General features: G+C 70.2%; 21 protein-coding genes. 12 read left to right on the top strand and 9 right to left on the bottom strand.

Annotated elements, in window-relative coordinates:
* Window positions 1-155: 155 nt before the first annotated feature.
* The 3 genes from ACFVHV_RS32095 to ACFVHV_RS32085 form a co-directional block, all read right to left on the bottom strand.
* On the bottom strand, window positions 156-2,201 hold the full coding sequence (locus tag ACFVHV_RS32095; protein ID WP_380355768.1) for a hypothetical protein: 2,046 nt from the start codon (window positions 2,199-2,201) through the stop codon (window positions 156-158).
* A 339-nt stretch (window positions 2,202-2,540) separates the two neighbouring features.
* On the bottom strand, window positions 2,541-3,032 hold the full coding sequence (locus ACFVHV_RS32090) for a hypothetical protein (RefSeq protein WP_380355766.1): 492 nt from the start codon (window positions 3,030-3,032) through the stop codon (window positions 2,541-2,543).
* The gene (locus ACFVHV_RS32085; protein WP_380355764.1) at window positions 3,025-3,765 is read right to left on the bottom strand and encodes a ParA family protein; all 741 of its coding nucleotides are present in this window, start codon (window positions 3,763-3,765) and stop codon (window positions 3,025-3,027) included. The genes ACFVHV_RS32090 and ACFVHV_RS32085 overlap by 8 nt, the downstream gene beginning before the upstream one ends.
* A gap of 234 nt (window positions 3,766-3,999) precedes the next feature.
* Between ACFVHV_RS32085 and ACFVHV_RS32080 the strand changes: the two genes are divergently transcribed.
* Window positions 4,000-4,182 carry a hypothetical protein gene (locus ACFVHV_RS32080; protein WP_380355761.1) on the top strand — a complete coding sequence of 61 codons (183 nt, stop codon included), beginning with the start codon at window positions 4,000-4,002 and terminating at the stop codon, window positions 4,180-4,182.
* Window positions 4,183-4,401: 219 nt separating this feature from the next.
* On the opposite strand, the gene ACFVHV_RS32075 is transcribed toward ACFVHV_RS32080, so the two are convergent.
* Both ACFVHV_RS32075 and ACFVHV_RS32070 read right to left on the bottom strand, forming a co-directional pair.
* Window positions 4,402-5,466: an NlpC/P60 family protein gene (locus ACFVHV_RS32075; protein WP_380355758.1), complete on the bottom strand. Its 1,065-nt coding sequence runs from the start codon at window positions 5,464-5,466 to the stop codon at window positions 4,402-4,404.
* Window positions 5,463-5,876, bottom strand: coding sequence for a helix-turn-helix domain-containing protein (locus ACFVHV_RS32070; RefSeq protein ID WP_380355799.1), 414 nt, complete (start codon window positions 5,874-5,876; stop codon window positions 5,463-5,465). The genes ACFVHV_RS32075 and ACFVHV_RS32070 overlap by 4 nt, the downstream gene beginning before the upstream one ends.
* A 215-nt stretch (window positions 5,877-6,091) precedes the next feature.
* On the opposite strand from ACFVHV_RS32070, the gene ACFVHV_RS32065 reads away from it, so the two are divergent.
* Genes ACFVHV_RS32065 through ACFVHV_RS32030 form a run of 8 tightly spaced genes read left to right on the top strand, consistent with a single transcriptional unit; the run spans window position 6,092 to window position 14,511 of the window.
* Window positions 6,092-6,469, top strand: coding sequence for a hypothetical protein (locus ACFVHV_RS32065; protein WP_380355755.1), 378 nt, complete (start codon window positions 6,092-6,094; stop codon window positions 6,467-6,469).
* 12 nt (window positions 6,470-6,481) lie between these two features.
* The gene (locus ACFVHV_RS32060; RefSeq protein WP_380355752.1) at window positions 6,482-6,826 is read left to right on the top strand and encodes a hypothetical protein; all 345 of its coding nucleotides are present in this window, start codon (window positions 6,482-6,484) and stop codon (window positions 6,824-6,826) included.
* A gap of 7 nt (window positions 6,827-6,833) precedes the next feature.
* A complete protein-coding gene (locus ACFVHV_RS32055; RefSeq protein ID WP_380355750.1) occupies window positions 6,834-7,598 on the top strand; it encodes a hypothetical protein in 765 nt (254 codons plus the stop codon).
* Window positions 7,595-9,202, top strand: a complete 1,608-nt coding sequence (locus ACFVHV_RS32050; protein ID WP_380355747.1) for a hypothetical protein — start codon at window positions 7,595-7,597, stop codon at window positions 9,200-9,202. The genes ACFVHV_RS32055 and ACFVHV_RS32050 overlap by 4 nt, the downstream gene beginning before the upstream one ends.
* Entirely contained in the window at window positions 9,199-10,641 is a 1,443-nt protein-coding gene (locus tag ACFVHV_RS32045; protein ID WP_380355744.1) for an SCO6880 family protein, read from the top strand. The genes ACFVHV_RS32050 and ACFVHV_RS32045 overlap by 4 nt, the downstream gene beginning before the upstream one ends.
* Window positions 10,642-10,662: 21 nt before the next feature.
* Window positions 10,663-12,189, top strand: a complete 1,527-nt coding sequence (locus tag ACFVHV_RS32040) for an ATP-binding protein (RefSeq protein WP_380355741.1) — start codon at window positions 10,663-10,665, stop codon at window positions 12,187-12,189.
* Complete coding sequence (locus ACFVHV_RS32035; RefSeq protein WP_380355739.1) at window positions 12,182-13,933, top strand: TraM recognition domain-containing protein; 1,752 nt, start codon at window positions 12,182-12,184, stop codon at window positions 13,931-13,933. Before ACFVHV_RS32040 ends, ACFVHV_RS32035 begins: the two co-directional genes overlap by 8 nt.
* Window positions 13,930-14,511 (top strand): DUF4913 domain-containing protein, encoded by a 582-nt coding sequence (locus ACFVHV_RS32030; protein WP_380355737.1) that lies wholly within the window; start codon window positions 13,930-13,932, stop codon window positions 14,509-14,511. The genes ACFVHV_RS32035 and ACFVHV_RS32030 overlap by 4 nt, the downstream gene beginning before the upstream one ends.
* A 56-nt stretch (window positions 14,512-14,567) precedes the next feature.
* Here ACFVHV_RS32030 and ACFVHV_RS32025 read toward each other — a convergent pair whose 3' ends face one another.
* The 4 genes from ACFVHV_RS32025 to mobC all read right to left on the bottom strand — a co-directional run bounded on the left by ACFVHV_RS32025 (window position 14,568) and on the right by mobC (window position 19,068).
* Window positions 14,568-14,855, bottom strand: a complete 288-nt coding sequence (locus ACFVHV_RS32025; RefSeq protein ID WP_380355734.1) for a hypothetical protein — start codon at window positions 14,853-14,855, stop codon at window positions 14,568-14,570.
* A gap of 184 nt (window positions 14,856-15,039) precedes the next feature.
* The gene (locus ACFVHV_RS32020; protein WP_380355732.1) at window positions 15,040-16,077 is read right to left on the bottom strand and encodes a hypothetical protein; all 1,038 of its coding nucleotides are present in this window, start codon (window positions 16,075-16,077) and stop codon (window positions 15,040-15,042) included.
* A 124-nt stretch (window positions 16,078-16,201) separates the two neighbouring features.
* Window positions 16,202-18,667: a hypothetical protein gene (locus ACFVHV_RS32015; protein ID WP_380355730.1), complete on the bottom strand. Its 2,466-nt coding sequence runs from the start codon at window positions 18,665-18,667 to the stop codon at window positions 16,202-16,204.
* Complete coding sequence (gene mobC, locus ACFVHV_RS32010) at window positions 18,664-19,068, bottom strand: plasmid mobilization relaxosome protein MobC (protein ID WP_380355727.1); 405 nt, start codon at window positions 19,066-19,068, stop codon at window positions 18,664-18,666. The genes ACFVHV_RS32015 and mobC overlap by 4 nt, the downstream gene beginning before the upstream one ends.
* A gap of 263 nt (window positions 19,069-19,331) precedes the next feature.
* Between mobC and ACFVHV_RS32005 the strand changes: the two genes are divergently transcribed.
* The 3 genes from ACFVHV_RS32005 (at window position 19,332) to ACFVHV_RS31995 (ending at window position 21,341) form a co-directional block, all read left to right on the top strand.
* The gene (locus ACFVHV_RS32005) at window positions 19,332-19,628 is read left to right on the top strand and encodes a hypothetical protein (RefSeq protein WP_380355725.1); all 297 of its coding nucleotides are present in this window, start codon (window positions 19,332-19,334) and stop codon (window positions 19,626-19,628) included.
* Between the two features lie 93 nt (window positions 19,629-19,721).
* The gene (locus tag ACFVHV_RS32000; protein WP_380355722.1) at window positions 19,722-20,294 is read left to right on the top strand and encodes a hypothetical protein; all 573 of its coding nucleotides are present in this window, start codon (window positions 19,722-19,724) and stop codon (window positions 20,292-20,294) included.
* A gap of 153 nt (window positions 20,295-20,447) precedes the next feature.
* Window positions 20,448-21,341 (top strand): hypothetical protein, encoded by an 894-nt coding sequence (locus ACFVHV_RS31995; protein ID WP_380355720.1) that lies wholly within the window; start codon window positions 20,448-20,450, stop codon window positions 21,339-21,341.
* Window positions 21,342-21,645: the final 304 nt, after the last annotated feature.

The raw sequence follows: 21,645 nt of genomic DNA, 5'->3' as shown, positions 1-21,645 counted from the left end.
CGGCCGCCGCCCCCCCCCATCTAACGCGAAACGGGGGCCGGGTGGGCCGGCGGTTTTTGGTGGCCGTGGTCCGCCCCCCCCCCCTAACCCGGGTTGGGGTGGCCCCGGGGTTGGGCCGGGCCCACAACCACGTGTGCGGCAGTGTGGGGGATGGGTCACGCCGGAATCAGTACCTGCTCATCCTGGTGCGACTCCATGCGGGTCATGCTGGCCGCAGTGCGGCGGGCCAACTCAGGGCCGAACTCGCGCAGCCAGTGCTGTGCGGTGGTCCGGTCCCGTCCGGCCGCCGCCGCAAGTTCGTCGGCCGAGGGCTCCCGCCCCTCGACTCGGACGGTGCGCTCGTAGATCTCCCAGCCCTTCACCTTGGCCTCGCTCCGCCACTGCGGGCCCTGCTCCTCCTCCGGTGCGGTGAGGGCATCCATCAGGTGGGTGCGGGCGCTTTGGAGCGCTACGGCGGCCGCCCTGCGCTCCTCCTCGGCAGCCTGCCGCTGGACCTTGAGTTCCCCCACCTGGAGCGCCAGGGCGTTCACCTCGTCCAGCATCTCCTCACGGGTGCTGGTCAGCCGGTTCAACTCCCCAGCCAGGGACTCTGCCTCCTCGCGGGTGCTGGTTGCCTTGGTTTCCGCCTGCTGGATTCCGGCCTTGAGCTGGCGCAGGTAGTCCGCCGCCGCCCTGATCTCGTCAGCGGCTTCCTTCTGCTCCCGCTCGGCCGCGTTCATCTTTCCGTGCAGGTCGTCCAGCTGTCGTACCTGGACTTCGATCTCCTGCTCGACCCTGTCCCGCTCGGCCGTCAGCCGCGCGATTTGAGCGTTGAGTTCGGCGTGCGCCTCCGCTCCGGCGCCGGTGGCGCTCCGCAGATCCTCGGCGGTGGCGGCCAGGCCCTCCAGCTCACCCGACAGCGCGGCCTTCCTTGCCTCCAGCTCGGCCCGGGCCGCCTCGGCCTCCTCGACTCGCTTCCGTGCGGCCTGCGCCTCGGCCGCGTGCTGCTCGGCTACCCGCCTCAGGTCGGCGGCCTCGTCACGGCACTCCGCGGTGCCGGCCTTCGCCTTCTCCAGCGTCTCAAGCGCGGCATCCCGGGCGGCCTCGGCGGCCTCCCGCGCCTGGTCGGCCTCAAGCGCGCGGGCGCTCGCCTCGACTGCCTCGGCACCGGGCAGGACGGCCAGCTCCTCCATCAGTGTCAGGATCTTCATGGGGGACGTGACGTCCATCCTCGCCAGATCCTTGAGACGGCCCCGCATCACCAGATGGCGGGCCATCGTGAGCATCGCGGCCGGATCGGTGGCCAGGGATGCCGCCTCCGAGGCGGCGTCGGCCCGGTCCAGGGCTTCTACCAACTCGCGCTCCGCCGCCTCCAACTCTTTCTGGGCTTCCTTCACGGCTTTGCGGTCGCCGCCCTGCTTGACCGCCGCCGCAGCGGCCTCCTGCCGCGTCATTGCCCGGTCAAGGGCGGCGACTTCACGGGCGGCCCGCTTGATCCTGGTGGCCTGCGGCACCCCGTCGGTGGACTCGTTGGGGTCCAGGTTGAACTTCGCGAAGATGAACGACCAGAGGTGCAGCCACCCGAGTTCGACCAGCCGGCCGGGCCCGGGCGGGATCGTCGTGTTCTTGTCCTCGCCGGAGTTCTCGCTGAGCTTCTTCTCCAACTCGTGCTCGATCAGCTTGGCGCTGATCACCGGCACCAGGCCCAGAGCGATCCGGGCCACCCAGTGGTCGGGCGCGTGCCACGCGTTCATCGCGCTCGACGCGGCGACCAGCAGCCAGGCCAGGCGCTTGGTGCGGCGCATCGGCGCAGTCCACCCTGTGTGGGTCTGTGCGGCACGGTATAGCGAGATGAAGGCCACGGCTTCGGCGATGTCGAAGATCGCCATAAACGGGATGCTCAGTTCTAGCGGCAGCTTCGCCGTCGTGGTGGCGAACCCGAACAGGCCGTGCAGGCTGACCGCCAAACCGCACACGCCGAGCACGGCCAGCGGGCCGGCGCCGCCCTGCTTCCTGACGGGCCGTGCGCCGACGGAGGCCGCGCGCAGTTGCTGCGACGCAGAGCGGGACTTCACCACGGCCAGCGCGCCAACCAGCGTCACCGCCACCACCACGGCCATGACCGTGGGACCCCCGGGGAACTGCTCCGGTAGGTCGTTGATCGTACGGATCAACGTCTTCGTACCCTCTCCCACGGAGACGGCGATCTGCTGGTGGTGCATCGGGTTCCTCTCCTCCGAGTTGCTGGCCTGCCGTCACGCCATCCTGCGTTTATGCGCGTATAACTGCGTTAAGCCACACAGGCAAACGCACATGATGTTCCGCCGGTGTAATCGCAGTCGCACATGATCGCATCGTAGCGCCACAGTCGCCACGCAAGGCCCCAACTTGGGGCCACAGACACTGCACAGTGCCGCACGGCGACCCGCACAGTATTGCAGTTATACATGCATAACCGCAAAGAGGTAGGCCCGTACGCGTTCGTACGGGCCTACCTCTTTACACGGGGGCGCGGCTTCTTCCACATGCCGCACAGCCGGGTGACACGTTGTCGCACAGTCTCAGCGTCGGGGCCGGCCGGGCCTGCCCTCGGTCACCACGGGGCCGCCCAGTTCCCGCACAATCCGCTCCGGGGTCATCTGATCCTGCAACCGACGGAGCGCCAGGCGGAGGATCGCCGTCGCCGGAATCTTCTCCTGACGGTCGACCGCGGCCTTGGCGATCTGCCAAAGGAAGTCCGTGTTGTCGGCATCTGGGTAAAACGGGATGGACTTCGGGCGGGTGGACTTCGCCGGCTCCGACGCTGGCACCGGTTCGGGTACCGGCGCCGGCTCGGACGTCGCGGCCGGCTCGCCGGTCGACACGGGGCCCGCACCGGCTACCGGTTCCTGCCGCCGGGCCTGGCGCTCCTTCTCTCGCTGCTCGGCCGCCTCCGAGGCGCCGCCGTGCTCGCCGCCACGTTCCCTCGTCCGTGGGTTGCGCGACCCGCCCGGGGTACGGCTGCGGCGCCGAGCCTCGGCGGCCTGCTCGACCTCGTCCAGACCGTTAGGCATAGTTGATCACCGCATCCACCACTCGATCCATCTGACTGACGAACTGCCGTGCCCTCATAGGCACCGGCTCTGATGAGATCGCCATGTTCAGCGTGCGGGTTGGAATCCACGACTCGTATCCGACAGGCGGGCCCACGGGGACGTCGTACCGCCTGGTGATGTCCCGTAGCCGCCGCCGGGCCCACTGCGGCGGGGCCTGGACCATGTAGGGGATGATCAGCAGCGGATAGTCCGTCAGCTCGTCACACATCCCTTCCAGCGCGTTAAGACTCTCCTTGGCGTAGACGGCTGGCACCACGATCACGTTCGCCGCGTTGAGCGCGGCGTAGGTGGATTCACAGCCGCCCGGGTGCGTGTCGACCACGCCGGGGCGCTTCCATTCGGTGACCCACTTCACCAGGGCATCCGTACCGGTGTCCCTGTCCGGCTGCTGGTTCGCCCAGTCCGGGTGGGAGGGGACCAGGTCGGCCTTTCGGCGTCCGCGAAGCGGCCTCGGCGTACGCCCGCGCTCGAACGCGTCCAGCAGCGGAGCTGTGACCCGCTCCTCATGCCGGTGCCCCCAGGAGCGGGTGTTGCCCCCAAGGTCCCAGTCGAAATCGATAAGGACGGAATCGAGGAGATAGGCGAGCTCTCGGGCAAGGGTGGACTTGCCGTCACCGCCCTTGTAAGCGGCGGTCGCCACGATGGGGGGCCGGCCGTCGCCTGCCGCCCATTCGGGGATGGTCTTGGACATGTAGAAGATTATGGCTCCATAACCTCACAGCCTGGCGCAACGAACAAGCCAACCGTGCCCCCACCAAACCGCCGCACCCGCGACACCCGGCATTGCAGTTATGCATGCATAACTGCGTAACTGCGGGTACGCTTGCGACGCAAAGAGGGATCGGGGTTGCACCCCCGATCCCTCTCCACCTGGCCGCCGTGCGCTGTTGCCCGCTCGCCGGCCTCGATCCCCCTGGAGGGACCAATGAGCACCGACCTTAGCGTCTACGTGAAGTCCGCGCCCGTCGCCAGCCGCCCCATGCTCGTCGCGCCGGCGGACGGCTGGGCGCTTGTCCCGGCGCCTGCGGCCGATGACCTGACGGCACTCTGCTCGGTGCTCAACTCGCCGGGGGAGCCGACGTTCTTCACCGACAGCTCGGCAGCCTGACCGCCCGCCAGCGGGGCAGCCTGCCGCCGGAGTCGTCCGGTGGCAGGTAGCCTGGCCACCACGGCCCGCGCAGCAGGGGCCGGCCCCAGCGCGGAACCCACGGGCTCCGCTGCAAAACGGGCCAGGGTGGGATGCCCACTGCTGCACCACGCAGAGCAGCCCCGGAACTGACTGGTTCCGGGGCTGTTTTATGCCCTGCTACTTCCTGGCGTGTACACGCTAAGCTGGCCGAGTCGCCCCCACCAGACCGCCGGTGGTGTACAGCGGCACAATCTGCACCTGTTTGCCGGTCTTCGGCGCCTCGATCACCTTGCCGTCGCCGTAGTACATGACCACGTGATAGCTGTCGGCCCCGCTGCCGCTGTGCGAGTAGAAAATCAAGTCCCCCGGGGCCAGACTGCCCATCGGAACCGGGCGGGAGGCCGTCGCGGTGTACTGGTCACCCGCCGTACGGGGCAACTTGACCGACTGCCACCAGCTGGCTTGGACCAGCGAGGAACAGTCGAATCCGCTGTGGCTGGAGGCGAAACAGGTGCCGTTGAGCCATCCGTTCTTGTCGTCGCAGAACCCGACCGAGGGCCCGGCCGGCGACCCGCCTCCCCACACGTACGGGAGGCCGAGGTAGGCCGTCGCCTTGCGCACGGCGTCCGCGCCGGCGCCGCTGCCCGTCACCGGCGGCGGCGCCTCGGCCAGAACACGCCACTCTGCGGCCTTGGCCTGGATCTTGGCTACGTAGTCGCTCGTCTCCCGGTACGGCGGGACGCCGTTGTACTTCTGCACCGCTCCCCACCCGGCGTTGTATCCAGCCAACGCCAGGGCATCGGCGCCACCGGGGTAGCTGCTGGCCTTGGCCTGGCCGAACAGGCTGCACATGTAACGGCCGAGGGCCATCACCGCGTCCCCCACGTCGTGCGGGCTCGCTGTGCCGCTGCCGTCGTCGTCCCGCCCGTACGTCACCCAAGTCGAATCGATGAACTGCGCGGGGCCCTTGGCCGTGCCGGACGCGGTCGGCGGCCCGTCCCGATCCTGGAACCCGCTCTCCGCCCAGAGCTGGGCAGCGATCAGGGAAGGCGACTCGTCCTCCGGGCACAGGTCGGCGGCCTTCTTAATCCATGGCAGGTAAGAGGCCGGCACCGGCGCGTCTCCCTTGAGTCCTTGCCCGTTCCCGCCACCCCCGCCGCTGACGGACTCCGAGGACGTACCACCGATCGCCGCAGTGCCGACCGCGAACACCAGAACCATGCCCAGCGCCGCCGCGGCCGCCCCCGCCGCAAGCTGCTTCATGTGCGCCTCCCCTTCTCCGCTTCCGCTCGGCGCCGTTCCCGCCCGGCCTTCCACGCCTTGGTCCAGGTCTTCACACCGACCCCGTAGGCGGACGCCCAGCGCGCCACCGACCGAACGCCATACATGCCGGCCTCTACCTTGGACACCATCCCGGCGGACACCCCGATCACCTCGGCCGTCTGCCGCTGCGTCAACCCGGTGCGCTGTCGAAGCACCCTAAGGGTGGGCGCCCCTTGGGGCGGCATCAATTCCCCTACCGGGACGCCGAGAGCGCGCGCCAGGGCCCGGACCACCCGGGCGGACGGACTGCGGCTCCCGGTCTCGGCATTTCGCACGGTCTCAGGCGAAACCCCAGCGATCAGGGCGAGTTGGGCCCTGCTGAGGCCCGCTGCCTGTCGGAGCGTCCGCATACGGTCGGACCGGAACGTGTCGGCTGTCTGCACTGCCATATTCCCAACTTTTATCAGTACGCTAGCTCAGTAGCAGATGGTAGTCTGCGACGTAAGATCCAAGCTACATGGGGGATGTGATGAAGGATCAGAAGATTGCGACTCCCCGCCGCGTCAGCCCCCCGACACGATGGTTCGCCGTGCTCGGGGCTCACGGCGGCGCCGGGGTCACGACCGTGACTCGACTGCTCGACCCGGCCGACGACGGCAGCGCCGTCGAACTCCAGGCGGGCAGCACCCTGCCGCCGAACTACACCCCGGTGGTGGTGACCCGGTCGACGGCCTACGGCCTCAAGCGCACCGGCGAGCTGCTGAACCGGTGGCACCCGGGCACCCCGCGCCCGTACCTGGTGGTCGTGCGGGACGCCCCGCTGCGGCCGCCGCTCCCGGCTCGCTACCGCACCCGGGCCCTGAGCGCCCGAACGCTGGGCGTCGCCACCGTGCCGTACCTCTACCGGCTCCGCCTCGTGGACACCCCCGAGGAAGGGCTGTCCCACCGCCCCGTCGCCAGGGCCAGCAGCTCACTGCGGTCCCAACTGGGCATCACCGACTGAAAGGAAGACGCAATGACCAACCTGCTGATGGCAGCACATGATCACCTGCTCGCCCTGGGCGGGCAGGACCACCACATCCTCGCGGACCCGTCCCCCAAGGCGCCGACCTTCACCGACCCGGCGCCGGCGCCGCCGCCGGGGATGGAGGGCACGTTCTCCAACTGGGTGTCGTGGGCGAAGTACGTCGGAATGGTGTGCGGGATCTTGGGGCTGATCGCCTGCGGCATCATGATGACGATCGGGCGGCGCAACCGATCCCACCTCAGCGCCGAGGGCGCTGGCGGCATCGTATGGGTCATCGCCGGCATCTCCGCCATCACGCTCTCGGTCTCCGTCGTCACCGCGATGATGGGGTGACCGGAGGATGACACTCGATCTCCAGCGCGCGGCACAGCAACGGATGCGGCGGATCGTCGTCGGCCTGGTGGTGCTCGTCCTGATCCTCGTGGGCGGCATCATCGGCCTGGTCCTCGGCCGGGACGACCGGTCACCCGCCGCCGCCCCGTCCACCCCCACCACGGCTCAGCCGTCCTCGGGCAACGCGGCACCGCTGCCGACCGAAGCCCCGGCGACGACGTACACCGCGCCAACCGTCTGGGTGACCCTGCCTGCGGGCGCCGCCAAAAAGGACGGGCTGCCGGTGCAGTTCCCCCACAGCGTGGAAGGTGCGGCCGCCGCAGCCGTCGCGGCCGCACGCGCCGGCTGGTCCTGGGACTCCGCCGCAAGCGAGCACGCCGCCGGCATCTACGCCTCGGCCGCCGACGCCGCCTCGATGCGCGAGCAGGCAAAGCAGGCCACCGAGGCCTCCCGGGTCTCCGTCGGGCTTCCGCCCACCGGGGACCTGCCGACCGGTGCCCACATGGCCCCGGCCGTGATCGGCGTGCAGTGGAGCAATGCGACCGCCGATCAGGTCACCGTGTCCGTGCTCGCCCGGGTGGTGTACACCCCCGGCAACGGCACGCCCGAGACGACTCAGCTGGTCTCCGTCTCGTCCCCCATCGTGTGGAGCGACGGCGACTGGCACACCAAGGCCGGCAACCCGCAGAAAGCCCCGGAGCCGTTCGACTTGGGCACCACCGGCTTCAACACGGGGGGCTGGCGAGCACTCCAGGAGGGGGACGTCCGGTGAACAGAGCGGGTCGAATCCTGCTGGCCGTCCTGGCCCTGGTGTTCCTGCTGCCCGCCGCCCCCGCCTCGGCGGCTCCAGCCGCCCCGGCGGACCTCTTCCCCAAGGGCTGGTGCTCTGCCAGCACCACGCCCATCCTGGGCCAGCAAGCGGGAAAGGCGCTCTGCCAGGGCGGGAAAATCCTCGTAAATGGTGTCCAGGAAGTCACCGTAGGAATCCCTCAGGAAGCCATCTCCAAAGCCCTTGAGAGCACGGTCATCAAGCCGATGGCTCAGGGTGCGCAAGAGTTCACCGGCCAGGTGATCAAAACGTCCCTGACATGGTGGCTGACCATGCCGAGCGTCCAGGTCAAGGACTCCGGCGTGATGGCGGAGCAGGACGTACCAGCGCCAGGCGGCGGGACCGTCAAGTTCTCGTTGCAGGCTATCTGCCTCGGCGTCGGCGAGATGATCGCCATTCTCCTGGTCATGTTCCAAGGAATCCGGGCGATCATTCAGCGGAAGGGCACACCACTCCGGGACGCGGCTCAGGGTCTCGTGGTGAACGCCCTGGTGTGCACCCTCGGCGTCGTCGTCATTGACTCCATGCTGCTGGCCTCGGACGAACTCACCACGTCGATCATCAATGTCGCATTCCACGGCGGAGACAAGCTGAGCGAAACGATGGTCAAAATGCTGATTCCGACGGGCGGATTCAACTACTTCGCCCTCCTGCTGATGGCGCTCATTGTCCTGCTCGTCGGTGTGGTGCAGTTCTGCATGCTGTTCATCCGTCAGGCGGCCATCCCGATTCAGGCGCTACTGCTGCCCGTCGCGGGTTCGGGCCAGATCGGTGGAGAAAAGACACGTCAGTGGCTTCCGCGTCTTTACACGAGCATCATGACCGTCATTGCCTACAAGCCGGTTGCCGCGCTCATCATCTCGGCGGGATTTGTCGAGATGGAAAACGGAAACTCGCTGGTGGACTGGCTGCGGGGCCTGGTGACGCTGATTCTCTCGGTCATCGCCCTGAAGTCTCTCCTCGGGCTGTTCGCTCCGCTCGGGGTCGCCACCGCCAACGCGACCAGCGGCGGGTTCGCGGGCGCGCTCGCGGGCGTCGGAACGATGATCGCCATGGGCGGCGGCCGGGGTGGTGACGGCAGTGGCGGCGGTGCTGGGCCGACGTCGGCCGTGCAGCAAGCCGCAGCCATGGACAAGGTGGGGCCGGCCGCTGCCGCAGGGCCGGCTGGCCCGGCCGCTCAGGCCGGAATCGGCGCCGTCCAGGCGGCCAAGGACAAGGCCGGCGACACCATGGGTTCGGACACCGGGGGCGTTCCGCAGCAGAGCCGCCAGGGCCACGGCGAGCCCGCCGGCCAGGGCCGGCAGCAGAACAGCCAAGGCGGCCAGGACGGCCAGGCCAGGACCGGCCAGGGCCAGGACGGGGCCGGGTCGACCCCAACCGCGAACGCCGGTGGCCCCGCTCCCGGCACGTCCGCCGGGACCGGGGCGGGCACCACGGCGACAACCCGCCCGCACACAGGGGTTCAGGTCGCCGTGGTCGCCGCCGAGGGCGGTCGGCAGCTCGCGAGCGGCGCGGGCAACACCATGAGCGAAGGGAGTAAGGAGTGAGCACACAGCAGACACCCGCCCGCCTGTACGGCGGGTGGCGCCGGTCGAAGTCGATGGGCATCGGGCTGCTGACCACGGGCCAGACGGTCATCTTCGTGGTCGGTCTCCTCGGTCCCGTCTTCCTGGCCAACTTCGCCGGCCTCGGGACCTTGGTCGTCTCGGTCCCGGTCGGCATGGTCGTCCTCGTCCTGGCGTGCTGGCAGCGGCACGGCATGCCGCTGCTGGACCTCCTGGTGGGCCGGGCGCGCTGGCAGTGGGCCCACTGGCGTGCCGAGACCTCGTACCGGGGCCTCTACCTGCCGCACCCCAAGGCGCTCGATCTGCCCGGCCTCCTCGCGCCGACCAAGCTGCTGCGGGTGGAGGACACCAACGGCGGCCGGGCCGGACTGGTCTGGAACCAGTCGACCGGGCAGTTCTCCGCGACCCTGCTGCTGAGCCCGAACGGCACGCTGCTGGCCGCTCGTGGCCAGGCTGAAAGTCAGGTCGCCTCGTGGGCGGACACCCTGGCGCGTCTGGCCGATGAGGACACCGTGGAGGCCGCGACGGTCACGATGCAGATCACCCCCGCCTCAGGTGCTGCACTGGCTGACCACGTGCGGGACCGGCTCGACCCGTCGGCGCCGGCCCTGGCGGCGGCGACGGTGCGCGAGCTGGTGGCCTCCACCCCTCGGGCGTCGGCCACCCTCGCGGCGTGGTTCACGCTCGTCACCAACCCGGGGCGGGCGGCGGACAAGCCGTCGACCCCGGCCGAGGCCGCCGCCGAGGCTCTGCGGTGTCTGGACGGCGTGGACCTCGGCGGCGCGGGCGCGGACGTCCTGCGGCGTGCGACTGACGGCGATCTCGTCCGCCTGGTCCGGGGGGCGTTCAGGCCCCATGAGCTGGACGCCCCCGCCGCCGAGATCGCCGAACTGACCTGGGATGAGGCGGGGCCGGTCGCCGCCGATGACCTCAAGGCGCAATACGACCACGACGGCTACTCGTCGGTGTCGTGGGTGCTGCGGGAGGCGCCCCGTAAGGCGGTGCCGTACTCCGTGCTGCTGCCGCTTCTGGCTCCCGGCCGGTTCACACGGCGGGTCACCCTCGGGTACCGCGTCCTGCCGACCGAGGAAGCCGCGGCAGTGGTCGAGCGCGAATTGAACGCCTCCGACGCTCGCCAGGAGTACCGGGCTCGTACCCGCCGGTCGACCACCCGGCGCGAACGTGCGGACGCCGAGGCGGCCGACCGTACCGCCCAGCAAGAGGCGCACGGCTCCGGCCTCGTGCAGTGGACCATCACCGTGACCGTCACGGCCCGTCCGGAAGAACTGGAGGCCGCGCGGCGGGAGATTCAGCAGATCACCAAGCGCGCCGGCGGACTGCGGTTCAGGTACGCGTTCCACGGCCAGGCGGCCGCGTTCGCTGCCGGCTTGCCGGTCGGCGTCCACCCCCTCGCGGCCTGACGGCAAGGAAGGAAGAACATCGTGCGGAAGAACTCGACGCACGCCGCACAGCGGGGGCCCCGGCGTTTCGGCGACGCCGGGGCCCCCGCCGAGGCGGAGCCTACCCCGTGGCAGCTCAATCGGCGTGTGGTGGCTCCCCGCAAGGGGTGGCCGGGGGCGGCTTCCGGCCGCGCCGCGCACGTCGACAAGGGAACCGTCTACCTGGGCACCACTGATGAGGTCGCGGGCCTGTTCCCGTTCGTCCTCGGCGCCCCTCTGCCCGCTGAGGGCGTACCGATCGGGCCGGATCTGCTCACGCATGAATTGGTGTGCTTCGACCCGGCCGGCTGGGTGGGGAAGTTGGTCCAGAACCCCGGTGTGTGGGTGCAGGGACAGCCCGGATGCGGTAAGAGCGCCCTGGTCAAAAGGATTTGCCTGGTCTACTCCAGTTACGGGCACATGGTTGTGGTGCCCGGCGACGTCAAAGGGGAGTACCGGGAACTGGTCGAAGCGCTGGGCGGGCAAGTTGTCCGAATCGGGCGCGGGTTGGACAGGATCAACCCGCTGGACAGCGGCCCGCTACGGGGGCGGCTGTCGAGCCTGGCGGCCGACCGGCGGGACACCCTGCTCGCCGAGATCAACGGCCGCCGTAGCGAACTGCTTCACGCGCTCCTGGCGACCCCTCACGGCCTCGGCCGCCGTCCGGTGGCGGCCGAGGCGAACGTGGTCGGGGCCGCCGTCGCGATGGTGGCCGAGCGTCTGGCGGACGATCCGGTGATCCCGGACATCGTGGCGGTGCTGCGGGAGGGCCCGAAGGAACTGTGGGCGCGGCTGCTGGTGGACACCGTGGACGACTACCGCAGCCAGGTCCGGGAGGTGACGTTGGCCTTGGAAAACCTCTGCACCGGGCCGCTGTCCGGGCTGTTCGACTCGCCGACCACCCGCCCGCTCGACCTGTCGGCGCCCGCGCTGAGCGTCGACCTGTCCAGCCTGCTGACCGCCGGCGATCAGGTCGTAGCGACCGGCCTGCTGGCCACCTGGGCCTACAGCTACGGGGCGATCGACTCCGCCAGGGCGCTCGGCATGATGGACCGCCCGCTCGTCCTGCCGCTCGATGAGATGTGGCGGGCCCTGCGGGCTGGTCCCGGCATGGTCGACGCCATGGACGCCATGACCCGATTGAACAGGGCCAAGGGCGAAGTCGTGATCTTCGTGACGCACTCCCAGCGCGACCCCGAGTCCCTGACCTCGCCGGAGGACCGCGCCAAGGCACGCGGCCTGATGGAGCGCTGTGACTCCCTGGTCCTCGGCGCGCTGTCCCACGGCGAGCTGGAGCGGATCAACGCGCTGAAACCGCTCACCGGGGAGGAAATCAACCTGGTCGCGTCGTGGTCCGCACCCGGCATCACCGGGGTCGACGGCACCACCCAACGCCATCCCGGCCGGGGCAAATACCTGGTGAAGATCGGCACCAGGGCCGGAAGCCCGGCCCGCCTCGACCTCACCGAGGCAGAACTCCGGATGTACGACACCGACACCGCGATGCGACGGAGGATCGACCATGAGTGAAGGGCAGGGAGGACAGGCGGGGCTCGGCGCCCCGCTGGCGATCCTCGGCGTCGTCGTCGGCGGCGGAGCGCTGTACACCGGCGCCTGGCTCGGCGGCACGCTCGGCGTGCTGCTGGCCGGGGGCGGCTGGGCGCCGCCGGCCTTCTCGGTGAAGTCGGCGTTCGGGCTCGTCGCGGGCGGGCCCGGCCGGCTGTGGCCGGGACACGAGACGGCGGCCGCAGTGGGCATGTCCGTCCTCCTGGTCCTGGTCCTCGCCCTCGGCGGGGCGGCCGGCTGGCTGATCTGGCGTCGCTGGTTCTCGCACCGGGCCGGATTCGCCTCGGTGCGGGATATGGCGACGCTCACCCCCAAGGCGGCGGCCGCACGGGCGCGGCAGCTTCGGCCCTCGCTCGCCGAGGCGGAGCACATCGCCCCCGATGACGCCGGCATGCTGCTGGGCAACCTCGACTCCGCCGGCGGGCCTGAGCTGCGGTCGAGTTGGGAGGACGTCGGACTCGCCATCATGGCGCCCCGGGCCGGGAAGAGCACGGCGCTCGCTGTGCCCGCCGTACTGCGGGCACCCGGCGCGGTGCTGTTGACCAGCAACAAGCCGGACGTGTACGCGACCACCAAGGCCAAGCGGGCCGAGGTCGGCAAGCCCTGGACGTTCGACCCGCAAGCGATCGCGTACACCAAGCGAGAGATGTGGGTTGACCTCCTCGCCCTGGCGGGCACCGTGGAAGGCGCCGCCCGGCTGGCCGGTCACTTCATCAGCTCATCCGTCGATGAACGGAACCGCGGCGACTTCTGGATGAACGCGGCCAGGAACTTGCTGACCGGGTTGTTCCACGCCGCCGCCCTCTCCGGTGCTCAGCTCACGGACGTACTGGCCTGGCTGGCCACCCCGGCCGACCGCGCCCCGGTCGCCGCGCTCAAGACCGGCGGGAAAACCGCTCTCGCCCAACAGCTCGCGAGCACCGTTGCCGGGGCCCAGGACACCAGGGACGGGATTTACGAGACGGCCCGTCAGTGCGTCTCCTGCCTGCTGGACCCGACGATCCTGGAGTGGGTAACCCCCGACCCCGACACCCCGCAGTTCCACCCCGAGAAGTTCGTCCGCTCCCGGGACACGCTGTACCTGCTCTCCAAGGACGGCGGCGGCAGCGCGGCCGGCGTCATCGCCGCCGTCGCGGACTCGGTGCTACGGGCCGGCATGTCGGCGGCCGAACAGGCCGGCGGCCGCCTGGACGCCCCCCTCCTCGCCATCATGGATGAAGCCGCGAACGTCTGCCGGATCGAAGACCTCCCCCAGCTGTACAGCCACCTCGGATCACGCGGGATCGACCTGCTGACCATCCTCCAGAGCTACCGACAGGGCGTCCGGGTCTGGGGTGAAGCGGGAATGGACGCGATGTGGGGCGCCGCGACCGTCAAGATCCTCGGCGCCGGCCTCGATGACCCCGACTTCGCCGAGGACATCTCGCGGCTGATCGGCGAGCACAAGGTCACCGAGTCCAGCACCTCCCACGGTGCCGGCGGGCGAAGCGTCAGCATCTCCCGCCGCAAGGAACGGATCATGGACGCCGCCGAAGTCCGTGCCTTGCCCAAGGGCCGCGCGCTGCTGCTGGTCACCGGCGTGCGCGTCGCCCTGATCCGGCTCCGCCCCTGGTACCTCGAACCGAACGCCGCCGACCTGACCGCCGACACCAAGGCTGAGATCCAGGCCATCACCGACCGCGCCGCGTGGAAGGCCCTTGCCCTGTGAGTACAGACACCACGCCGCCGCTCGCCGCCGTCGTCGAAGACCTGGAGGATGCCAAGGCAAAGATCCGTGAGCTGGACGGCACGGTCACCGACTTCGCTGGGCAGCTGGAGGCCAACACCACGCAGCTGTCCGAACTGACCGACACCGTAGCTGACTTGGATGCCAGGCTGAATGAGTCCGAGGGAGGAGAGGGGGAGAAGGAGAAACCCCCCAGCGCGCCGCCGTTCATCATGCGACTGGCCGGGAGCGAGTACCTGACGGAACTCGGCGCCCTGCGGTTCTGGGTGAACGAGTTCCTGATCCCGACCTACGGCGTAGAGGTCTCGTCCTCGGCGCCCTGGTGCTCGTCCTGGACGGAGCACCCGGCAGCGGTCGGCCGGCTGCACGCCTGCTGGCTGGCCTGGCAGGAACTGACCAACCCCGAGATGTGCGGGCTCACGGGTCCGTCCGTCTGGCACCGTGACCATCTGGACCCGATGATGGCCCAGCTCCGCTCTCCCACTGGCCCGTTCATCGCTTGCATGACGACCCCTGACCGGCCTCAGCACACGTTGTTGGACCCACCGCCCGTCCGCTAGTTAGCGTGCACACGCCAAGGGCCCCGGAATTCTCCGGGGCCCTTGGCGTTCTGGTGCTAGCGGATGCGGCGTGGTGCGGCAGTCGGGGCGGGTGCCGGCGCCCGGCCCTGGGGCGTGGGCGTCGCGGTACTCCTCGGTGCGGCCCCACGCGCCGAGACCTGGACCGTGGTCGATGTCGTCAGGGCGGCCTCGGCGCGCGCGTCGATAGCGGCCATGTCGGCCTCGACGGCGGCCAGGCCGTCCAGCCCGGCCGCGGTGGTCCACTCGGCCCCGGCCGTGCCGAGGTCGTGACGGGCCGTCGCCTCGTCCGCCCGACCGCGCGCGGCGTCCGCCTCGCCTAGCATGGCGTCTGCTGCCCCCCGATGGTCGGCGCTGCGAGACGTCGCCGCTTCCTGTCGAAGGTCCGCCGCTGTGTCCTGGTGGCCGAGGTCTGCGCTGGTGTCAGTCGTCTCCACCTCAGCTCACCCACCTGTCCGTGATGCGGACGGTACGGACCCTCATGCGGGCCGTGGTGATGGCGTCCACCAGTCACCGCCGCCCGTGGGAGAAGCGGACCGCCGGAGCGGCGGCCTGGGTGGTCCGGGAGGCCTCGGGGCCAGGCGCCGGGGTGGCTCCCGGCTTCGCCGTGGTGGACGTCGCCGTAGCGGCGGCCGCCGCCTTGTTCGCTGCTGCCGGAGCGCTCGCGGTCGCGGTGGCCGCTGGGGCGACGCCGGCCGCCGCCGAAGCGGCCGGCGCCGGGCTGGCGCTGGAGGACACCGCAGCGCTGGCGACGGCGGAGTTCGCCGCCGGGGCCTTCATCTGCTCATTCAGCAGACCCTGAGCCGCCTCGGTCGCTGAGAGGGTGATTCCGGCGGCCGCCGCCTGCTGGATGCGCGTCGGTACACCGGCCAGGGCCTCGCCCGGGTTGTGCCCGGCGGCCTGGGCCGCCTGCATCTGCTGGACGATTCCGGGCCACTCGGCGGAGTTCACGATCTCGGCCACCGCACGCTGATCGCTCACCGCGTCGCGCGCGGTCATCACCGCCAGGACCTCGGCGCCGACACCGGGAAGCGTCGGCGTCGGCGCCTTGTCCTTCCCGGTGAGCTTCGCCCACCCCTCAGTGATCGCGTCGATCGCCTTGCGAACGATCTCCCCGATCCGCTCACCAAGGGTGGGACCCTGTTCCTGCCCGGGTGCGGCTTGCGCTGCGGAAAGCGCCCGCAGGTCGGCGTCAACCTTGGCGATCACCGGTGCGGCGGTCGACAAGAACTCCTGCACGTTGATGCCGGCGGCCTCCAGCTTGCCCAGCTCGGTTGCGAGCTGCGGCCACTGGGGGGAGGTCACCATGGCCTCCGCGACGGCCGGCGGCTGCACGGTTGCCCGCACCATGTCGGCGTACCGCTGGTGCTGGTCGGGGGCCTGCTGGACGGGCTGCGGTGTCGGGACCGCCGGCCCCGGCTGCTGGGCTTGCTTGCGCTGGTGTTCCTCCCGAAGCGCCTGGGCGGCCAGCAGCAAGATTTGGAGTGCCGCAGCAGCGGTCTGCCCGGCCTGGGAAGCGGCCGCATCCATCGGGTGGGGTTCGCTCATTGCACGTCACCTCTCGCGAGTATCGGAGCCAGTTTTCTGGCACCTTGTGCGCTTACGACGCTAGCGGCTGGGCCGCCCCGACGCGCCGGGTTTCACTCGTCCGGGGCGGCCCATTTTCCGTGATCTACCGTCGTGGCCCCGGGGATTGACCTTGCCTCCGGGCCGCCTCCTGCGCGGCCCTTTCTGCGGCTGACTGCTCGCCGGGAAGACGGGTCGGCGCGGTCGGCCGCACGGAGGGCCTGGTGGCCCGGCGCGACGCTGTCCGGGCGGGCGTTTCCGGTGCCCGCCGCAGCCTGCCTTGCAGCCGCCAGGTCAGCACCTGGGCCACACTCGTTGCGTCGCCGAGGTCCCGGGCGCTGGCCACCTCGGCGAGCAAAGCCGCCGGATCATGCCCTTCCCCGCTCGCCTTGATCAGGTAGGCAGCGAGCGTCGCCGACGCTGGGTCGGCGAGCACCTGGTCTGAGTGGTCCGGCACGGCCCTGCGGACCGCTTCCCCGAGCGTTGGCGCCTCTGCCCCGCCCAAGCGCACGTCCTCCGTGCGCGGCCGGGCGACGGCCGTCCGTGCGCCCGGAGCCGGCGCAGGTGTGGCCGACTTCTTCGGCGGCTCGAACCGGGCGAGCAGCGTGCGGCGGCCATCCGGGCCTCGCTCGGCGGTGTACAGGTACACCTCGCTGGTGGAGTCGACATAGCCCCCGCCTCCGGCATAAAAGTCGAACCGGGCGCGGGCGAAAATCTGTGGGTCGACTCCGGCGGGGAGAACGCTGGTCTCCTCGTTGTCGACCACGCTCGCGAACGCCTCGTTCCGAAACTCCGAGTGCGAAATCCGGCACAGGACGGCACGCTCGCCCTCCGCCCCGGCCGTCTCGGCTTCGCCGCCCGGTACGGCGGCCGTCCGGCTCTCTGGCATGGTGCCCGCCATCGGCGCCGACATGACGGCTGGCGGCGGACCGATCACCGTGGACGCGCTGCGGGCGTCCTCGTCCATCCGTCGCCCCAGTCTCCAGACCAGGACCTCGGCGGCGCTGTCGGCGTCGCCGAAACCGCGGATCGCGGCCACCTCGGCGAGCACCCGCCCGGGGTCGTAGCCAGCCGTCTCGGCTTGGCGCAGGACGGCCGCAAGGGCCGGCCATGCCTCCTCGCTGAGCACGCGGCCTGCCAACGCGGGGATCGCTGTCCGGACGGTCTGTTCGTACCTGGTCGTCACCTCGACGGGGGCCGACACCGGCGCCCCGCGCTGGCCGCTGGTCGTCCGTGTGCCCTTACGGCGGCCGACGGCGCCGTGGGCGATCTCGGTTGCTGCCCGTAGGTGCTTGCCCGCCTGGGCGGCGGCGCGCTCCTGGGCGGCGTGCTGGCGGGCCTGGTGCCACCGCATCGCGGCGGTCACTGCCAGGGCGGCGGCGACCAGCAGCGCGAGCGCGGCGGCGGCCTCGCCGCCGTCCGCTGCCACCGAGGCGCCAAGGGACACAAGCTGGGCCGCCGTCCGGAGATGGGTAGCGGCGGCGGTCCCGAGACGGCGACTCGTCGGCGCGCGGCCGGCCCGCTCGTAGGCCGTCGCCGCTGCCCGCAGCTCGTCCCGCACCTCCGCCGGGGCCTGGGCCGCGAACGCGGCCAGGAAATCTCCGAGTGCCATCACCTCGGCGGCCCCGCCGTCGTCACCGGCGTTGCCGAGAACCGCGGCCGCCTGGTGGACGTGCGCGGCCGCTCTCCGCCAGGCATCGGCCCGGCTCTGCGGCCGCGCATCTGTCGCCGAAGCCGCCGTTCCCGACCATCGCTCCCGCACGCGCGGCAGCGAGAGATCAGGCGCCAGGCGGGCACCGGAATACCAGACCGCCCGGCTCCCGGCGGTCCGGTCACCGGGCAGCGCAACCGAGTATCCGGTCACGGCTCCGTCCGGCGCCACCCGCCGGTTCAGCCGCAGACCTGCCCGCTCGATCAGTCCGAAAAACTCGTCGTCGGAACCGGCGGCCGAAGCCGCCTCACGTACCATCCGCTGGAGCGTCGTCCGGGGCGGTTCGGCACGCTCGTGCCGCTTCGCCTTCTCCAGCTCGGCCGTTGTCGGCCAACGGCTCGCCGTCCCGTCGCCGCTCGTCAGCCGTTGCAGTCCGTACCGCACTTCAAGCTCTCGCGCGCGGGCCTGCATTCTCACCATGTCGCGCCGTACGTCCGGCGGCCGGCCGTCCTGCCGGGCCAGAGTCGCAACGATGTGGATGTGGTCGTCCGCGTGCCTGATCGCAACCCACCGGGCACCCATAGCATCGCCCTTCGGAGCGATCCCGGCCGCGTCCATAATCTCCCGTGCGACGTCCGCCCACTCAGCGTCCGTCAAGACTCGGTCGCCCGCCGAATTGCGCACCGGGACGTGGTAGACGTGCTGGGCCGGTCGCTTGCCCTCCAACATGGACACCGGCATGTCCAGCAGCATGGCCAGCATTGGGATGGTGGCCCCGGAATCCACCGCCGGGTCCAACACTCGGGCATCCCATGCCGCCACCATGTGAGGGTCGGTATGTTCGTTGGCCCGGCCAGGCCCGTACAGGTAGTAGAGAAGACCCGCCGTCCGACCGCCGGCCTTCGCCTTCTTCGGGATCACCGGTCCCCCTGCATCGTCGCAATGGTCGCCGCGTCCAGGCTCGCCACGGCCCGCTCAACCAGAGCGAGCACCGCCGCCAGGCGCTCCGGTGTCTCCTCGCCGCCACCGTTGAGCACGTGCGCGATTTGGTTCAAGTTGTTGCCGATCCGGTTCACGGAAACCCGGGCCTCGGCAAGCGTCCGAAGCCGGTCCTTGATCTCGACCGGCGCCGGGTTGACCTCGTCTTTCGCGACGGCCAGGGCGGCGGCTGCTACGTAGGCACCGACCTCCTGATTGTTCGTCTTCGCTGCCGTCAACAGAACGGCGTACTCAAGCGCGTTGAATCGTAGGTTCACGCGCTTGTCGCGCGGGGCGTCTGCTCGGCGTGCGCGGCGGCGAACGGGTGGCGTCTTCTCGTCCAAAACCCCTCCAACTCCCTTGGTCCGTCCCCGGACCAAACGGCGGCAACAGACCGAGCATAGCGAGGGCCAGCCGCCGGGAAGGATGGGTAAGGTTACCTTATCCACTAACTTGCTCCGACGCAGTCGGCCGCTGGGGGTGGGTGCCGGGGTAGGGCGGCGCGCGGCAAAGCCGCGCCAGGGTGGTCAAGTGCCTGGCCAGGGCAAGCGACTGCCGACCCGTCAAGGACTCCGCGACAGGGGCGAATCGGCGCTACCATGCCGACATGACCACACCTCCGGCCAGCGATGCCGTAAACCCGATCCTGGAGCAGGCACAGAACCTCCTCGCCTCTCGCATCGATCCGATCCGCCCCCTCGCCGACCTGATCGTCAAGCACAAGGCTGTGAGTGAAGAGTTGGCCAACGTCGAAAAGGCCTACGGCGCGGCCTACGCCACCGCCCTTTCAGCAGGCTGGAGCGAAGCCGAACTCCGGCAGATGGGAGCCCAGCCACCGACCCGCCGCCCGGCTGGCCGGCCCAAGGGCTCCCGGACCGCTCGTCCGGCTGCCGACAAGGACTGACCTCCTGACCACCGCACCGACAAACACCACCGTAGGTGGCGCCGAAATCACCGGTGCCACCCGGTTGTGCCAACAAACAAGGTAGTTACAGTTATGCCCTCTGGAACCATCAACACCTTCGTCTGGGTCCACATCGATCAAGCAAAGAAGCTGCGCGAGATGGCTAGGTTTCACGCGGGCCTCGAACGCTCCTGGCTGCTTGACCGGCGGGCGGCTCTTGGGCTCGCGGACTCCGAGCCCACTCCCGAGCATGTGCGGATCGAAATGCTAACGCTCAGGCCAGACAATTGGCCGGGCGAATCACTCATGGTCTCGGCTGCGATGCGTCGCCGGATGATGGAGAAACCCTTGGCTGGTGCCTGGCCTCCCTTTACCGAGCAAGAGCGCGCCGCCCAGCGATTGGCCGGCCGCCGAACCGGTACCCCCGATGAGGGCTTCGGGGACAAGCTGGCACTGGACCTTCCAACTGAACTCGTGGGCGCCGCACAGCTCGCGGCATACCGACTCAGCGAACCCATCGTCATCGCGCTCCGAGACGAAAATCTCGTCGGACCTAGGCGTTCCCGGTCCAAGGAATCTGCTGCCAGGCGGCTCGAACTACAGGGTCAGATCTGGACTCTGGGACGTGTGATCCGAGAGTCCATCACCATGATTGTTGGCCCCTAAAGACAGTTATGCCATCAAACAAGGTTGTTACAATTTACCTTTCGGCGGCCAGAACTTCGCTATCAATCGATAGCGTGAATTCCTCCAAAAAACGACGCTCAGTCAGGTACAGTCTTGTGCGCAATACCCGGCCGCCGAGGGGAAAGATTCTCGATGCCTCAGGTTCACAACAGCACGCCAGTGCCGCGATACACCTGGTGGGGCAACCTGCCCTCCCACCTGCGCACCACGACGCAGCTCGCGGCCCTTGACCTCCCGCGCCAACCCGCCGGCCCCGTGCGTGCCACCATCGCGGCCCGCAATCCGGGGACCGGCAAAAAGGGTGAGTGGGACCTCTACGACGTTCGCGAATCCGCGCCCACTGCGGCCACCGGCCCGCAGCTCGCCGCGGCTGCCGCACGCCGCACCACCTCTCGTGCCTGCACCGAGTGCGGGGCCCGGCCCGAAAGCCCTTGCGTATCCGCCGACAACCGGCGGCTGTGCGACGCTTGCGCCCACGTCCAGCGGCTCCGTGAGCGCCAGGAAAAACTAGACCAGAAAGCCCGGGAAGCCGCCGAGGAAGCCGCCCGTCTCCTGGCCGACGAACGTCTGATCGTCCTTCACCTCGACTACACCCCGGGTGAGCACACAGCAGCCGGCACGCCTCGCCCGTCGGCGGCCGTCCACATCACGGCCATCGACACCAACGACACCACGCTCTACGACCGCACCGTTCGCCTGACCGGCCCGCGTACGCCGGGCGCTCCAGCCCACGCTGTGGACCCCACCGGCACGGTGGAAACCCTCGCCGGACTGCTCGCTGACCGCACCGTCGTGCTGTGGGAGCATTCCGACCTCGGCCCCCTTCACGACGCGCTCCGTCGCCTCAAGGTCACGGCTACACCGGTCGTGGAATCCCGGAACGTGAGGACTGTCTGCTACGCGGCCAGCGCATGGCGGGCCGACCTCGACCCCGTCACCGGCCACCTGCGCACCCCCACCTCACCCGGCAGGGCCGACCGCCTCCTGTACCTTCTGCGCCGCATGGCCGGAACCGCGACTCACTGACCCGACAGCAGCCGACCTCACGCCGAAACGCGCGGGGCCGGCTGTTGTTCTTCGTCCTGGGCGTCGTTGTCGGCCGGCGCCTCCCCGGGGCTCCGCCCCGGACCCCGGTCCGCCCAAGGAAGGGGTGGGGATGGTGGGTAGGTGCGCGTGGGTGGGTGGTTGCTGTAGCCCGCCGGGGGTGGGCCCTTCCTCGGCGCGGCCACCCTTCGGGCATATCCGGAACCCGGGGGGGGGGGGACGGGGCGGAAAGGGGGCGGGGGGGGTGCACGCCGCCTACGGGCGGGGGGCGGGGGTGTCGGGGCCG

It is taken from the genome of Kitasatospora sp. NPDC127116 (assembly GCF_042677365.1).
Taxonomy (GTDB): Bacteria; Actinomycetota; Actinomycetes; order Streptomycetales; family Streptomycetaceae; genus Kitasatospora; species Kitasatospora lactacystinica.
Note: the sequence above shows the minus strand (reverse complement) of the source record. Positions and strands in the feature narration are given on the sequence as shown.